Genomic DNA, 12,759 nt, shown 5'->3' with positions numbered 1-12,759 from the left:
GAGCTTCAAAAATAGTGAAAAAGAAGATTTTGCCGAAAAATTTCTACTGTGCCTCCCGCAGCATGCCTTTCATATGCATTTCTTCCCGAATATCTTTCACTCTGCGCATTGCCAGCAACATGAAATTAGGACTTCCCAGTTCGCTGAATTTGTCGAGATATTCCTGGTAGTAATTCAACCTGGTCCGCAGGTCTTTGTAGTAAGAATCGGCAGCTAAGGCACGCTCCAGCATAGCCCGTTCATTTATGGGATTCTCTTCAATGGCCTTGTTAAAATAGGTCAATGCCTGCTTAGGCTTTTTCATGCTCTTATAGGTGAGGCCCAGGCTGGTATACTCTTCATCAAGAGTCACCGCCTTTAGAAGTATGGACTGCAGCAAATGCCCTTCGGAATTTTCATATTCTCCATTAAGTGCATAAAGTTTCCCCAGGCTATAATGGCTGGCATAGTTCTTCTCATTATAATCAAGTGCCTTATTAAAATTTTCAATGGCTTTCTCAAGCTTACTAAGCTGAAAATACGCTGTTCCCAATTTGCTATGGATGAATTCACTGCCCTGACCTAGAGCTACTAATTTTTCGAACTCAACAACAGCGTTTTCATAATCTTTCCCATAATAATAAGCCTGGGCAAGGATTGAAAGCAAAGTAACCTGGTTTGGATTCACCTCCAATCCCTGTTTTGCCAGCCGCTCTGCCTTTGCAAGATGCCCCTCAACAAGGGCTTTTTTCGAGACCTTTATTAATGCCGGCTGGTGAGTTTTTTGAATATATAATGTAACATTGAAGAGGCTCATGGCGCTGGAATCTTTCTGCTTTTCCCTTACCAGCCCCAGCTGATAATAAAAATCAGGATTATTAGGGTATTTCTTTATCAGGTTCTTGAAGATGCTATCGGCTGCTTTTAGCTTTCCCGCAGCAGAAAGCAATTTTGCGTATTCTACAGCAGAAAGTACCTGGTCCGGATCCTCTTGTAAAACTGTTTGATAAGCTTCCATTGCAGCAGCAGGATCTCCATAAGCCTTTTGAGCCTTCGCCAGCCTGCCAAGCACCTTGGGAGATTGCGGCTCTATTTGTTCCAGTTTCTCGATAGCTTCGGAATAATTTCCCACCGCATAGAGGCTGTCGGCCTCAGCCAAAGCCGAGGTTTGCGCTCCGGCTTTGGCAACTATGATAAAGATGAAGTATAATAAAGTTTTATTCACCTATTTTAAGAGTTATGGGTAAGGTATATAAAACATTCACGTTCTCCCCGCCCTGTTTGCCCGGTTGCATTTCCGGAAGTAAATTTATCACGCGTACTGCTTCTTCCTTCAGTGCAGGATGAGGTGCCCTGGCACCCAGAATTTCAACAGTGCCATTTTTCGTTATTTTAAACTGAACATAAACTCTGTTAATGCCATTAAGGTCATTGGCTTTCCCCAAAGACACGTCAAAGTTTTGATTCACAAAGGCATTTATTTTGTCAGACATGCACTTTTTCCTGGCTTCATTTGTATCCAAAGCTTCACAACCTGGAAAAATTGGCACTTCCTCTATAACAGCGAAAGGGACATCGCCTGTTCCTGAAGGTGAATTTTGAACCTGCATTTTTTGACCTCTCTTGGAATACTTTTCCAGGTCTTGTGAACTAACGGTCTTTAGAATTTCTTGAATTTCTTTCCTTTCTTCTGATGTGAGGTTTGTTCCATCTCCAAAAATGGCCTCAATTCTCTCTATTTTCTCCTGGGCCGTGAGCTCCTTTTCTTCCTCACTTCTTACCTGATCTTCAGAACAAGAAACATAGGTAAGCATCGCCATCATTAATGGCAGGATGATCAAAAACTTGAATTTTGAAATTGATCTTGATCTTGTTTTTTGCAACATAACTATTCGTTTTTTGATGATTGAATGATTGAAAAATTGATTGATGAATGAAATGTCTTCTGTATTGAAAGCCGAGTTGAGAAGCTGCTGAAAATATTCCTGCTTCTTCACGTTTTTCACCACTCCGGCATCGGCAAGGTATTCGTGAAGTGTTGAAATTCTCGACTGGTAGATATAGATCAACGGATTGAACCAGAAAACAATTCTCAGGAATTCAAATAGCAACAGGTCTAACGTGTGCCGCTGTCGCACATGCACCATTTCATGAGAGAGTATCTGCTTCCGCTCTTTTTCTGATAAATCACTTCCCAGGAAGATAGTTTCATAAAAGGTAAAGGCGATCTTCGATTTCGGCACCTCCACGATCTTTATATTTTCCTTCCTCAGCAGTACCGTTTGGTTAGCGAAAAGCTCCTTCAGGACCTTATATTTCTGAAAGAAGATACCAAGACTAAATAGCAGACCTGCACCATATACCAGCAACCACCAGCTTACCTCAATAGTTTCAGGCGCAGCTGTAGCGGGGATCTCATTTTGTGCAGCAGTTTTCCCTCCCGTAAGAAGAACTTCAGGCAACATCACAAAAGCTTCCGCAGGAACAGCTTCCTGCAACACAGGGATCTTGATCAACGGCAACAAAAAAGACACGACCGGGGTGAGCAGTAAGTAGGCGCGGTTATAGCTAAAGAAGGTCTCTTTCTTTAGGAACAGCTCGTACACCAGGAGAAAAATGAGCTGAAAAGCGATGGTATGCAGAATATACTGTAGCATTATTTCTCTTCTTTATTGATCTCCTTAAGGATGCTTTCCAATTCGTCTGTCGTCATATTGTTCTTCTTCATAAAGAACGACACCATGCTTTTGAAGGAGCCGTTGAAGTACCTATCTATCAATTTGTTCATGCTCTGGCTGGTGTAGGTCTCCTTTTCAACGATCGGATAATAAATATAACCCTTGCCCGCCTTTTTATGATCCACGAAGCCTTTGCTTTCTAAAATGCGGACTATGGTAGACACTGTATTGTAAGCAGGTTTAGGCTCAGGCATCTCTTCAATTATGGAAGCCACATTTCCTTCCTTAAGGTTCCAGAGTATCTGCATGATCTCTTCTTCGGCTTTGGTCAACTGTTTCATGAAACGGAATTATTTACCGCTAATATAACTAAATATTTAGTTTAAACTAATATTTTAGTTGTTAATTTTTTCCCTTTGAGTATATTAGTCCATCAAATCGAACAGCAATGGATATTTTACTGATAGTGGCAGCAGCTATTTTTTTAATCCTTGGGGTACTCGGAAGTTTTCTCCCCATCCTGCCGGGAATTCCCCTAAGTTGGCTTGGCCTTCTACTGCTACACCTCACTGCCACGGTACCGATGGACTACACGTTTTTGAGTTTCACTTTACTGGTGGCTATAGTTATTTTCGCCCTTCAGTATGCCATCCCTGCCCTGGGAACCAAATACCTGGGTGGCAGCAAACGCGGGATGTATGGTGCCACCATAGGTCTTATTGCAGGGGTCTTCATTCCCATTCCGTTCGCCATTCTTATAGCGCCGTTCGTGGGTGCTTACCTGGGAGAGATCCTCAATAAAAGCAATTCCCGACATGCATTAAGAGCGGCTTCGGGATCCTTTATCGGCCTAATAGCATCGGCCTTTATGGAATTCGTAGTGACAGGTATCTTCCTGTTGCTGTTTATTTACAGGTTATGGGAATATAAAGGAGAAATTTTCTCCTGGTAAGGAGCAGCTTCATTGCAGAAAACATTATTTTTTTATCTTTAGAGCTTTATAAACCAGAATTTACCTGAAACAGTTAAATACTACAGGCGAACTTAGTCCCGAACTTACTCTTGCCTCACCCTACTTAATATGAATACAGACGTTGTTATTATAGATGACGATGCAGTGGTCCTATTTCTGCACAAAATTCTGGTTGAAAAAAGTCCCTTATCGTCAGCCCTTTTTTGTTTCGATAACGGCAACGACGCGTATTCTTATTTGTGTAACCGCACTACTAACGAGCCTTTATTGGTTCTTCTTGACATCAACATGCCCGGCATGAGCGGCTGGGATCTTCTGGACAAAATTAGTCAGGAACAGTGCGATAATAATGTTTGGGTGGTAATGGTCACTTCTTCCATTAATTCCAGCGATAAGGAAAGAGCCGCGAAATATTCAAGGGTTATAGAGTACCTGGAAAAACCTCTTTCTAAAGAAGCCTGCGAGACCCTGCATTCCAGAGTACAGCATTTGCTTCATTCATAATTTCATTTAAAAGGTTCATTAATAGACATTTATGAATCCTTTAAAATAAACTGATTTTCAAAACCCTTACATTAAGGTATAACCAAAAAAATCAGTTATGAAATCTACATTATTGACAATCTTAGGATTGATCCCTATCAATTTATCTGCACAAATTCCCACCGGTGAAATGGTGATCCTGGAAGACACGAACTTTTTTATTAGTGTTGTGGCAGGAGTATTGCTGGCAGTGGGATTCCAACTATTGCTTACAGCCATCTCGGTAGCAACCGGAATAACGGCCGTAGGAAATATCAGAAAAAAGGCCCATCAGCCTTCTTCACACAGTTCAGAAAGTGATCATGATCACGGAATGAATGCCGGTCAAAAAGTCTCTACAGGATTGGGAGCATGGACTCTTATCACTACTTCCATCAGTTTATTTTTTGCCAGTTTATTAGGAGTCAAATTGGGCTTAATAGGTGCGAATTTCATCGGGGCAACACTTGGGCTTGTGATATGGGCGACTTTCTTTATGCTGATCACTTACCTGGAAGTGAAATCTGTTTCCTCACTGGTAGGCGGCCTGGCATCAACAGTAAAGAACAGCCTTTCTTCGGCATCTTCGGTGTTTGCAAAATCTGAAGAAAGTGTTTCAAAAGATGTGGCCAGAACGCGCGCCAAAGAAGAGGCCAAACAAATGCGGAAGCAGTTCGAGAAAATGTTCAGCAGCCATGATATAGATGAGAAAGTTGAAGATTATATACAAAAACTGGAACCGCAGCGTATCGACATCCAAGACCTCAAAAAGCAACTGAAGGATCTCATCACCGATCTACAGGTAACTGAAAAAGCAGATTATGATTATCCCAATTCAGTTAAAAAGATGATGCTTGAAGAGGCTGACCAAAGCAAACTGTCCAAAGAAGATAAGCAGGTAGTCAAAGATCACATCAATAGCCTTAAAGGTATTGCTCAAAGCGATGCCTCTGCCGAAGAAAAAGCCAAAGCAGGTATAACAGATCTAACCCCTGCCGACAAACAACAGGTAGAGAAGTATCAGGAAAAGATCAAAGCTGCCCTTAAGAACACCAATAATGGAGAGCTGCAACCGGAAAAACTGGAGGCAGACCTTAAAAGGATCCTCAACGAACCTAAAGAAGCCTCCAGGATAGCGAAAGTCAAGGCCAGTGCAGTTGACAGAGATACCCTGGTCAAGCTGCTTGCTTCCCAGAACATGGATGAGCAGGAAGCTGATAAGAGAGTTTCCCAGGCAGAGAAAGTGCTTGATAAACTGAATACCTTCTTTAGCGACGGAGAGGAAAAAGTTTCAGCTAAAAAAGGTGAGGCTGCAGGAAAGACAAAAGATCTGCAGGCAAAAGTGCAAGGCATTTTCGCAAGCAAATCAGGAAACCTCAACCAGGTTTACTCAGATTTCGTTTCACTATTTAGGGATTCCGGCGCAGGGCCAGACCTAAAATACAAATTGGAGCACTACAATAAGAACGAAATGACGGCTTTAATAACCAATAAAACTTCCCTGAGCCACACCGAGGCCGAATCTGTTGCTGAAAAGATAGTATCCGCACGAGACAGAGTGATCACTAAGGCCAACGAAGTAGAAGCCAAAGTGAACGAGAAAATGAAAGAAGCCAGGGAAAAAGCACTCATTGCAGCCGAAGAATCAAGAAAAGCAGCGGCAACTGCAGCATGGTGGCTTGTGGCCACTGCGATCGTTTCGGCAGCGGCTTCCGCGGTGGGCGGAATGCTGGCTTTAGAAAGTGTTCTTTTCTAAGACATTGAAAAAAAGAATTTCCTTTTTTCTAAAGAAAAGTTTAAATGCCCCCCATTTAATCAATTTAATTAGCCTTATGTTGAGATAATCTATTAAACTTTTACTAAACACTCTGGAAGCAGCAGAAGCATTCCCTACCTTGGTCAATTAGAAAACCCTAAACTTAGAAAAATGAAAACTACAAAAATGTTCGCCCTACTTGTCGTTGCCACATTGTTCTTTACTTCATGTAGAGAAACGGTAAGAGAAGAAAGAGTAGTGCGCGAAGTTGAAGAAGTAGAAGTTGAAAAAGAAACAGAAGACCGTGAAGGCATTCTTGAGAGGACAGCCAAAGAAGTCGACAAGGAAGTTAATGAAGAAGTAAATGAAGAGATCGAAAAGATCGGAGACGATAACTAATTCCTGAGCATAGAACAGGAATGAAAAGACCCTTACCTTAAGGCTACTTTATGAAAATTTTAGCAGTTAAAAGGTTAATAAACAGATACTTTCTTTAAATTTGATAGTACTAACCTTTAAAACCGTAAAAATGAAAAAGTTAATTTTATTATTCGCCCTGTTATTTACAGTGAGTTCATCTTTTATTTCCTGTCGGGAAACAGAAAGAGAAGCAGACGACATGGAAATGGAGGAAGAGATGGATGAGATGGGTGATGAAATGGAGGAAGAGATAGATGAAATGGATGACGACATGGATTAATCCATTTACTCAACCCTTAAAATTATAGTTTATGAAAAAGTACATTTTTTTGATATTCTTCTCTTTCGCGCTTTCCACTTCGCTTGTTTCCTGTAGAGAAACCCAGGATGCAGCCGAAGAGACCGGAGAAGCGGTTGAGGAAGGTGTAGAAGAAGTAGGTGAAAACACCGGTGTTGGCGGCACCGATGATATGTAAGCCAAAATACTAACCGACTAGCCCAAGATCATTAGGATCTTGAGAAACGGCCTGAACCTTCAGGCCGTTTCTTATTTTCTGAGAGTTTTGAATTCGCTCTTGAGTTCGTCCATAGATTCCTGCAGCTGCCTGAGCAGGCTGCTTTCTGAAGGGGCGTCAAGATTAAAGGTGAGTTTACTGTTCACCTGCCACAGTTCCTGAACATCATTTACGTTAACCTCAATAGGAAGGTATTCTTCGTTAAGGGATATAAGGAGCAGCTTAGAAGGATCAGGTAATTTCTGAAGTTTCTTCACCAGCACAGAATCATGCAGCACCACCACGTGTACTCGGTTATTGTTGGCCTCCTCTATGGTTGGCACGGCTTTTCCCAACACCCATTCCCCCGGCCGGTAATTAGGCAACATACTATCCCCTTCAATTTGAAACCCGCGGTGGGTCGCGTTCCTGAACTCAGGTAGGGGAAGATCAAAAGCCGGTAACTGCTGGTACCAGTCTACATCCTGTACATTATGCGGATAACCTGCGGCAGCCTTCACGTTCACCAGCACTATGTTCTCATTTTCGGCGGAATTAAGGCTAATAACCTTGGGGCTTACATCGCCCTGGCTTACCTGCAAGAATTTCTGATTACTTTCACCGAACAACCACAGCGGATTGATCCCGAACTGCCTAAGCAGTTCAGCTACTATTTTCCCTGACAATTTGGTGCGGCCACGTTCGATATCTGCTGTGGAATTTTTGATACCCAGCATTTTGGCGAATTCCGCTTGTGTAAATCCGTGATCATCACGAACCTGTTTAAAGCGGTTTATTTCGATAGATACATCTGTTCCCATACACAAATATAACTTTTTTAGGAAATATTCCTTTCGATTTATTGGAAATACTCCAAAAATGTAAATTTTGATATCTTTTTAACTGTTGCTGCCATAGCAACAAGTCTTAAATATCCTATTTTTAAGTACCTATGAAGGACCATTATCTTATTCTGGCCGGACTTGGCCTTGCCACCTTAATAATGGCGTGGCTGCCATCCCTTTCCCAAAAGATCAAGGTAAGCTCCCCCATCATTCTGTTACTGGTGGGTTTTCTGCTTTTCTCTGTAGATATTCCCTTGTTATGGCCAGATCCCTTGTGGAATGATCAATGGCTCATGTATTTTTCAGAGATCATCGTCATTATTTCCCTAATGGGAGCCGGACTTAAGATCGGGGCCCACTACTCCTGGAGTTCCTGGAAAAAGCCATTGCTACTAGTGTTTTTGACCATGCCTATCTGTATGGTTTCAGCCTATCTTCTGGGACAGTATTTTTTGGTATTAAGCGTGCCTTCAAGCCTTCTACTGGCAGCTGTGCTGGCGCCTACAGACCCTGTACTGGCAGCTGAAGTTCAGTTAAAAGATCCATTGGAGCAGGAGGAGGATGAGAACAATATACGCTTCTCCCTTACCGCCGAGGCAGGCCTCAATGATGGGATCGCCTATCCTTTTTCCTACCTCGCAGTGCTGGTGGCCCAGGCAGGTTCCTGGGCAGCATTTAATTTCACCGACTGGCTGTGGGACAAATTCTTTCTGAAGATCTTCCTGGGGATAGTGATAGGCTTTGTTATAGGTCGATTAATAGGCTTCCTCCTGGACAGGCTCTATAAATACACGGGAGTGGAAACATTTGTGGGCTTCCTTGCCCTTTCCCTCACCATCACCACCTATGGTATTAGCGAACTGCTTCACGGGTATGGCTTCCTTGCTGTATTCTTTGCGGGTTTTAGCCTTAGATATTACGAAAAAGTTAGCGGAGATTATAAAAAGAAACTCCACGATTTTGTGCATGAGGTGGAACACCTTCTCCTGGTGGTTTGGATCATCTTGTTTGGAGGATCCATCATGAACGGGATGCTGACTTTAACCGACTGGAGAGGTATTACCTTCGCGTTTATTTTTGTGCTGCTCATACGTCCCCTGGCCGGTCTCATTGCCCTTGCCGGTGTTAAAGAGTCAAAGCGCAGTAAGTTCGCTATCAGTTTCTTTGGAATAAGGGGAATTGGATCGGTCTTTTACCTTTCCTGGGCCATGGTTCAGTTCGACGGATTCGAGTATAAAAATGAACTCTACTCCATAACGGCTTATATTATTCTGATATCCATTGTCCTGCACGGACTCACTGCACCGTCGGCCATGGATTACTTCCGAAGAAAAGGGGATCTGAGCAAAAAACCTGAATGATCATACTGCCGAAAATAACTTGTCAGTCTTAACAATTGTTTAGTAATGACTTTTTCGCAGGTGGAAGTAGATTTTCATAAATTGAAGAAAACCAACCAATAAAGATTCTTTTGGAACACCACCCGCACAAAGCCAAATTAAAAAGTCCTTTAAAGATCCCGTTTTCGGGATGGAAAAAGATCGTTTGGCGCATCAAGGACGAAATAGGAGAAAACAACGTGTCAATAGTTTCGGCAGGCGTCGCCTTTTATGCCTTCCTTGCCATATTTCCTGCCATAGCAGCCTTGATCTCTATTTACGGCCTCGCTATGAATCCGCAGAACATCCAGGATCAGCTATCCCAATTGTATGGGGTAATGCCACAGCAGGCCTATGAGATCCTAAAAGCACAGATAGAAAAGCTGATGGAAACCTCTGGTTCTGCCCTGGGATGGAGCATGGCCATCAGTATTCTTTTTAGTATCTGGAGTGCAAACAAAGGCACCAAATCGCTTTTTACAGGAGTTGATATTGCCTACGACACTGAGAACCACCGCAATTTTTTTAAACAGAATGGCTTGACGCTTTTATTCACTTTTGGCGCAATAGTGCTGGTCATTATCAGCATGGTGCTGATCGTGGCCTTTCCCGCACTGGTAGGACAGCTTGGATTGCCCGGCGGAATTGAAAACCTCATTAGCTGGGGCCGGTGGTTATTGCTGGCGGTGATCGTGGTGTGGTTCTTAGGAATGGTTTATAAACACGCGCCCGATAAACGCACTCCTCATTTCAAGTGGGTGGTACCGGGAGCGCTTCTTGCCACATTACTTTGGCTTATTGCCTCCTGGGGATTCTCATTTTACGTGAGCAATTTTGGAAGCTACGGCGAGGTCTACGGTTCGATCTCGGCAGTTGTGGTTCTTTTACTCTGGCTGTTCCTTACCAGCTTTATCATTTTACTGGGTGCGGAATTAAATTCGGAGATCGAAAAATACGCCTATAGCAGAGGGCCTTATTCGTAACTTCATCAAACCTCTTCAGTACTATAAATAAAGGGTCTGGATAAATCCACATGATTGATTTAAAGGGTCTTGCGTATGATATTCTTAAAAATTTTAACATTTTTAATTAGGATAAGCGTCGCATTCGCCTGTTCTTTGCCATTCAATCTTCGCGATTATTGGTAGTGAACTCCGATGTCCTGGAGTTTAATTTCCAAATATGAAAAAGATCAGTTTTAGACCCGAAAATAAATCCCTTCTCCAAAAGATCACCTCTGTGAACTGGTGGATCCTTAAGAGCCCCCGATTGATATTTATTACTGTTATTACCGGACTAGCCATACTTGCCCTCTGGTTTGAATGGAAGTATTCCTTTCTACAGCATTTGTTTTAGAACCCTTAAACTGACCTCGTCATAGCTTTTCAAAGGCAGCCAAAAATTAATTCTCAAAGACAATAGCGGCAGAAATGCCGCAGGAATGAATTGACACGGGTAAGACACCTTATTTGGGTCTCTTTTTTTGTCCTTTTTTGGCTAAAAATAGCGGATAAACGCAAGAATATATCAGTATGAGTAGAAATGCTCCAAAAACAAAAAAGCCCTTCCCTTAAAGGGAAAAGCTTCTCATTGGTTTACTTCTAAACCCAGGTAAATCAATGATTTACCACAAACAACACAACTAATCATTACTGCCAAAAAAAGCTCCCCATGAAGAGGAGCTTTTAGCAATTTTGCGGTCTGGACGAGACTCGAACTCGCGACCCCCTGCGTGACAGGCAGGTATTCTAACCAACTGAACTACCAGACCGTTGCTTTATTGCGAGTGCAAATATACAGCACATTTTCACTTTGGCAAATCTTTTTTCAAATATTTTTACTTCTTTTTTCAGCCCTCTCAAACAAACTTTTGACGTTCAATTAAGTAGGTGGAAATTATTTTATCAAAATTTTCATTTACATCGGCCATGACATACTTGATCCCATACTGGGCGCACTTCAGCTTTAGGGCAGCGAAGTAATTTTCGACCATCTCCTGATAGCTTTCTTTCACATTTTCGGCATAGAGATCTATTTTTTCTCCTGTCTCCACATCTGTAAATCTCCTGGGCCTGCCCCCAAAATCAAAATCGTATTCTTTCTTTTTATCCATCACATGAAAAAGCACCAGTTCATGCTTGTTAAAGGTTAGATGGCGCAAAGCTTCAAACATCCGCTCCTCCTCCACGTCTGCCTGGAACATATCTGAGAAAAGAAAGATCAGCGACCTTCTCTTCAGCTTTTCAGCGATCTGGTGTAAAAAGGTAAAGGTTTCGGTCTTTTTGCCTTTAGAGGGCCACAAAACGGTCTCCTCGAGCCTATGCAACAACATTTGCCTGTGGCGTTCGCTGCCTTTTTCCGGTGCATAATATTCATAGCTATCACTGTAAATGCTCAAACCTACCGCGTCTCTTTGCTTTTTAAGGATTTGCATGATACAGGCAGAAGCCAGAACAGAGAAACCTGTCTTATTGAGATTTCCCAGCCCCTGCTTCCTTAATTCAGGATAATGCATAGAGGCCGAATTGTCTATAATTATATGACACCTAAGATTAGTTTCCTCTTCATACCTCTTTGTGTAAAATTTATCTGTCTTGGCATACAGCTTCCAGTCTATGTGTCGGGTACTCTCGCCATTATTGTATACCTTATGTTCGGCGAATTCTGCGGAAAAGCCGTGAAAAGGACTTTTATGAAGGCCTGATATAAAACCTTCTACCACTTGCCGGGCCAACAGGTCCAGATTCCCGAATCCGCCGGTTTTATGTACTTCTCTCTCCAGATCCATTTGTCACAGCATTTCTTTCAAGTTACTGAATTTCGGTCACAAAAAAAGTCCGGCAAGTAATTACCGGACTTTTTCATCTGAAAAATTTTTCTATTACAATAGTTGATCAAGAGCTTCAGCATAGGTATTCTTCGGTGCAACACCAACCTGTCTTCCTACTACTTCTCCATTCTGGAAAATAAGTACGGTAGGAATGTTACGTACACCATATTTTGCAGCGTATTCCTGATTGGCGTCCACATCAAGTTTTCCTACAACTGCTTTTCCTTCGTATTCTTTACTGATATCATCAATGATAGGTCCCACCATTCTACATGGTCCGCACCATGCTGCCCAAAAATCAACCATTACCGGTTTATCGCTCTTTAATACTTGTTCTTCAAAAGTAGCGTCAGTTATCTCTAATGCCATAATTTCTATTTTTTATATTCTTTACTATAAACTTACGTAAAAGTAGTCAAATATTTAGCCAAACCTTACATTGCCTGTATCAGATTTCATTATTGATATATTGTGAGGCTTTATTTATCTATAGTGGGCAAATCCCGTTTTTAAACCTCCTCAAAATGAGGGATTTTTCTCTCAAAAATTAGATAAATGTAAGAAACTACTTACAAAAAATGGAATTTATAAGTGGTTCACCAGAAATACATTACTGTCCATCGTTTTCTTAAAAAAAACCCAATTTTTATGGTTTTGATATTATAGATTTGTGTCAGAAAATTATTAAAAATTCAATTAAGGAAACACTTTTACCCCTAAAAAACACAATTATGGCAATTTTAACTCAACTTTGGTCAGAAAAAACTAACGAATTCACAACTACTCAAAAAGCGGTTATCGGCCTTACTGTGGCGTTCATTTTCACTACTTCTCTTTTCGCTTTAGGACTTCTTTTTATGGAGTTCACCAGATAAGGAAGAAA

Annotated in this window: 16 protein-coding genes and 1 tRNA gene; 10 read left to right on the top strand and 7 right to left on the bottom strand. The window is 41.8% G+C overall.

The features are described from left to right. Positions 1 to 43: 43 nt before the first annotated feature. The 3 genes from BLS64_RS03995 to BLS64_RS03985 are packed head-to-tail and all read right to left on the bottom strand — an operon-like array spanning position 44 to position 2,998. Positions 44 to 1,204, bottom strand: a complete 1,161-nt coding sequence (locus tag BLS64_RS03995; protein ID WP_245693368.1) for a tetratricopeptide repeat protein — start codon at positions 1,202 to 1,204, stop codon at positions 44 to 46. Beyond that, positions 1,197 to 2,636: a M56 family metallopeptidase gene (locus BLS64_RS03990; protein ID WP_093111955.1), complete on the bottom strand. Its 1,440-nt coding sequence runs from the start codon at positions 2,634 to 2,636 to the stop codon at positions 1,197 to 1,199. The genes BLS64_RS03995 and BLS64_RS03990 overlap by 8 nt, the downstream gene beginning before the upstream one ends. Continuing rightward, positions 2,636 to 2,998: a BlaI/MecI/CopY family transcriptional regulator gene (locus tag BLS64_RS03985; RefSeq protein WP_093111953.1), complete on the bottom strand. Its 363-nt coding sequence runs from the start codon at positions 2,996 to 2,998 to the stop codon at positions 2,636 to 2,638. The genes BLS64_RS03990 and BLS64_RS03985 overlap by 1 nt, the downstream gene beginning before the upstream one ends. A 107-nt stretch (positions 2,999 to 3,105) precedes the next feature. On the opposite strand from BLS64_RS03985, the gene BLS64_RS03980 reads away from it, so the two are divergent. The 6 genes from BLS64_RS03980 to BLS64_RS15155 all read left to right on the top strand — a co-directional run bounded on the left by BLS64_RS03980 (position 3,106) and on the right by BLS64_RS15155 (position 6,804). Then, a complete protein-coding gene (locus tag BLS64_RS03980) occupies positions 3,106 to 3,609 on the top strand; it encodes a DUF456 domain-containing protein (protein ID WP_093111951.1) in 504 nt (167 codons plus the stop codon). 129 nt (positions 3,610 to 3,738) lie between these two features. Continuing rightward, positions 3,739 to 4,134 carry a response regulator gene (locus tag BLS64_RS03975; RefSeq protein ID WP_093111949.1) on the top strand — a complete coding sequence of 132 codons (396 nt, stop codon included), beginning with the start codon at positions 3,739 to 3,741 and terminating at the stop codon, positions 4,132 to 4,134. Positions 4,135 to 4,231: 97 nt separating this feature from the next. Beyond that, entirely contained in the window at positions 4,232 to 5,908 is a 1,677-nt protein-coding gene (locus tag BLS64_RS03970) for a hypothetical protein (RefSeq protein WP_143019269.1), read from the top strand. A 171-nt stretch (positions 5,909 to 6,079) separates the two neighbouring features. After that, the gene (locus BLS64_RS03965) at positions 6,080 to 6,307 is read left to right on the top strand and encodes a hypothetical protein (RefSeq protein ID WP_093111945.1); all 228 of its coding nucleotides are present in this window, start codon (positions 6,080 to 6,082) and stop codon (positions 6,305 to 6,307) included. Between the two features lie 130 nt (positions 6,308 to 6,437). Continuing rightward, complete coding sequence (locus BLS64_RS15160; RefSeq protein ID WP_176763419.1) at positions 6,438 to 6,608, top strand: hypothetical protein; 171 nt, start codon at positions 6,438 to 6,440, stop codon at positions 6,606 to 6,608. A 31-nt stretch (positions 6,609 to 6,639) separates the two neighbouring features. Further along, on the top strand, positions 6,640 to 6,804 hold the full coding sequence (locus BLS64_RS15155; protein ID WP_176763418.1) for a hypothetical protein: 165 nt from the start codon (positions 6,640 to 6,642) through the stop codon (positions 6,802 to 6,804). A gap of 71 nt (positions 6,805 to 6,875) precedes the next feature. Here the strand turns inward: BLS64_RS15155 and BLS64_RS03960 are convergent, their stop codons facing one another. After that, positions 6,876 to 7,643 carry an XRE family transcriptional regulator gene (locus BLS64_RS03960; protein ID WP_093111943.1) on the bottom strand — a complete coding sequence of 256 codons (768 nt, stop codon included), beginning with the start codon at positions 7,641 to 7,643 and terminating at the stop codon, positions 6,876 to 6,878. Positions 7,644 to 7,774: 131 nt separating this feature from the next. On the opposite strand from BLS64_RS03960, the gene BLS64_RS03955 reads away from it, so the two are divergent. From BLS64_RS03955 to BLS64_RS15150, 3 genes are all read left to right on the top strand, one after another. Next, positions 7,775 to 9,028, top strand: a complete 1,254-nt coding sequence (locus BLS64_RS03955; protein WP_093111941.1) for a cation:proton antiporter — start codon at positions 7,775 to 7,777, stop codon at positions 9,026 to 9,028. Positions 9,029 to 9,138: 110 nt separating this feature from the next. Further along, positions 9,139 to 10,029, top strand: a complete 891-nt coding sequence (locus tag BLS64_RS03950) for a YihY/virulence factor BrkB family protein (protein ID WP_093111939.1) — start codon at positions 9,139 to 9,141, stop codon at positions 10,027 to 10,029. 199 nt (positions 10,030 to 10,228) lie between these two features. Then, positions 10,229 to 10,402 carry a hypothetical protein gene (locus tag BLS64_RS15150; protein WP_176763417.1) on the top strand — a complete coding sequence of 58 codons (174 nt, stop codon included), beginning with the start codon at positions 10,229 to 10,231 and terminating at the stop codon, positions 10,400 to 10,402. A 341-nt stretch (positions 10,403 to 10,743) separates the two neighbouring features. Here BLS64_RS15150 and BLS64_RS03945 read toward each other — a convergent pair. The 3 genes from BLS64_RS03945 to trxA form a co-directional block, all read right to left on the bottom strand. Then, a tRNA-Asp gene (locus tag BLS64_RS03945) sits at positions 10,744 to 10,817 on the bottom strand. A gap of 87 nt (positions 10,818 to 10,904) precedes the next feature. Further along, positions 10,905 to 11,834, bottom strand: a complete 930-nt coding sequence (locus BLS64_RS03940; protein WP_093111909.1) for a DUF58 domain-containing protein — start codon at positions 11,832 to 11,834, stop codon at positions 10,905 to 10,907. A gap of 93 nt (positions 11,835 to 11,927) precedes the next feature. Beyond that, positions 11,928 to 12,245, bottom strand: a complete 318-nt coding sequence (gene trxA / locus BLS64_RS03935) for a thioredoxin (protein WP_093111908.1) — start codon at positions 12,243 to 12,245, stop codon at positions 11,928 to 11,930. A gap of 362 nt (positions 12,246 to 12,607) precedes the next feature. Here trxA and BLS64_RS15145 point away from each other — a divergent pair, with 362 nt between their 5' ends. Next, the gene (locus BLS64_RS15145) at positions 12,608 to 12,751 is read left to right on the top strand and encodes a hypothetical protein (protein WP_176763416.1); all 144 of its coding nucleotides are present in this window, start codon (positions 12,608 to 12,610) and stop codon (positions 12,749 to 12,751) included. Positions 12,752 to 12,759 lie beyond the last annotated feature (8 nt).

Source organism: Salinimicrobium catena (assembly GCF_900102915.1).
GTDB lineage: Bacteria > Bacteroidota > Bacteroidia > Flavobacteriales > Flavobacteriaceae > Salinimicrobium > Salinimicrobium catena.
Note: the sequence above shows the minus strand (reverse complement) of the source record. Positions and strands in the feature narration are given on the sequence as shown.

Bases quoted from the DNA above. Each gene is read 5' to 3' on its own strand.
- BLS64_RS03990 (WP_093111955.1), bottom strand. From the start codon at position 2,636: ATGCTACAGTATATTCTGCATACCATCGCTTTTCAGCTCATTTTTCTC.
- trxA (WP_093111908.1), bottom strand. From the start codon at position 12,245: ATGGCATTAGAGATAACTGACGCTACTTTTGAAGAACAAGTATTAAAG.
- BLS64_RS15160 (WP_176763419.1), top strand. From the start codon at position 6,438: ATGAAAAAGTTAATTTTATTATTCGCCCTGTTATTTACAGTGAGTTCA.
- BLS64_RS15145 (WP_176763416.1), top strand. From the start codon at position 12,608: ATGGCAATTTTAACTCAACTTTGGTCAGAAAAAACTAACGAATTCACA.
- BLS64_RS03965 (WP_093111945.1), top strand. From the start codon at position 6,080: ATGAAAACTACAAAAATGTTCGCCCTACTTGTCGTTGCCACATTGTTC.
- BLS64_RS03940 (WP_093111909.1), bottom strand. From the start codon at position 11,834: ATGGATCTGGAGAGAGAAGTACATAAAACCGGCGGATTCGGGAATCTG.
- BLS64_RS03955 (WP_093111941.1), top strand. From the start codon at position 7,775: ATGAAGGACCATTATCTTATTCTGGCCGGACTTGGCCTTGCCACCTTA.
- BLS64_RS03970 (WP_143019269.1), top strand. From the start codon at position 4,232: ATGAAATCTACATTATTGACAATCTTAGGATTGATCCCTATCAATTTA.
- BLS64_RS15155 (WP_176763418.1), top strand. From the start codon at position 6,640: ATGAAAAAGTACATTTTTTTGATATTCTTCTCTTTCGCGCTTTCCACT.
- BLS64_RS03980 (WP_093111951.1), top strand. From the start codon at position 3,106: ATGGATATTTTACTGATAGTGGCAGCAGCTATTTTTTTAATCCTTGGG.
- BLS64_RS03975 (WP_093111949.1), top strand. From the start codon at position 3,739: ATGAATACAGACGTTGTTATTATAGATGACGATGCAGTGGTCCTATTT.
- BLS64_RS03960 (WP_093111943.1), bottom strand. From the start codon at position 7,643: ATGGGAACAGATGTATCTATCGAAATAAACCGCTTTAAACAGGTTCGT.
- BLS64_RS15150 (WP_176763417.1), top strand. From the start codon at position 10,229: ATGAAAAAGATCAGTTTTAGACCCGAAAATAAATCCCTTCTCCAAAAG.
- BLS64_RS03985 (WP_093111953.1), bottom strand. From the start codon at position 2,998: ATGAAACAGTTGACCAAAGCCGAAGAAGAGATCATGCAGATACTCTGG.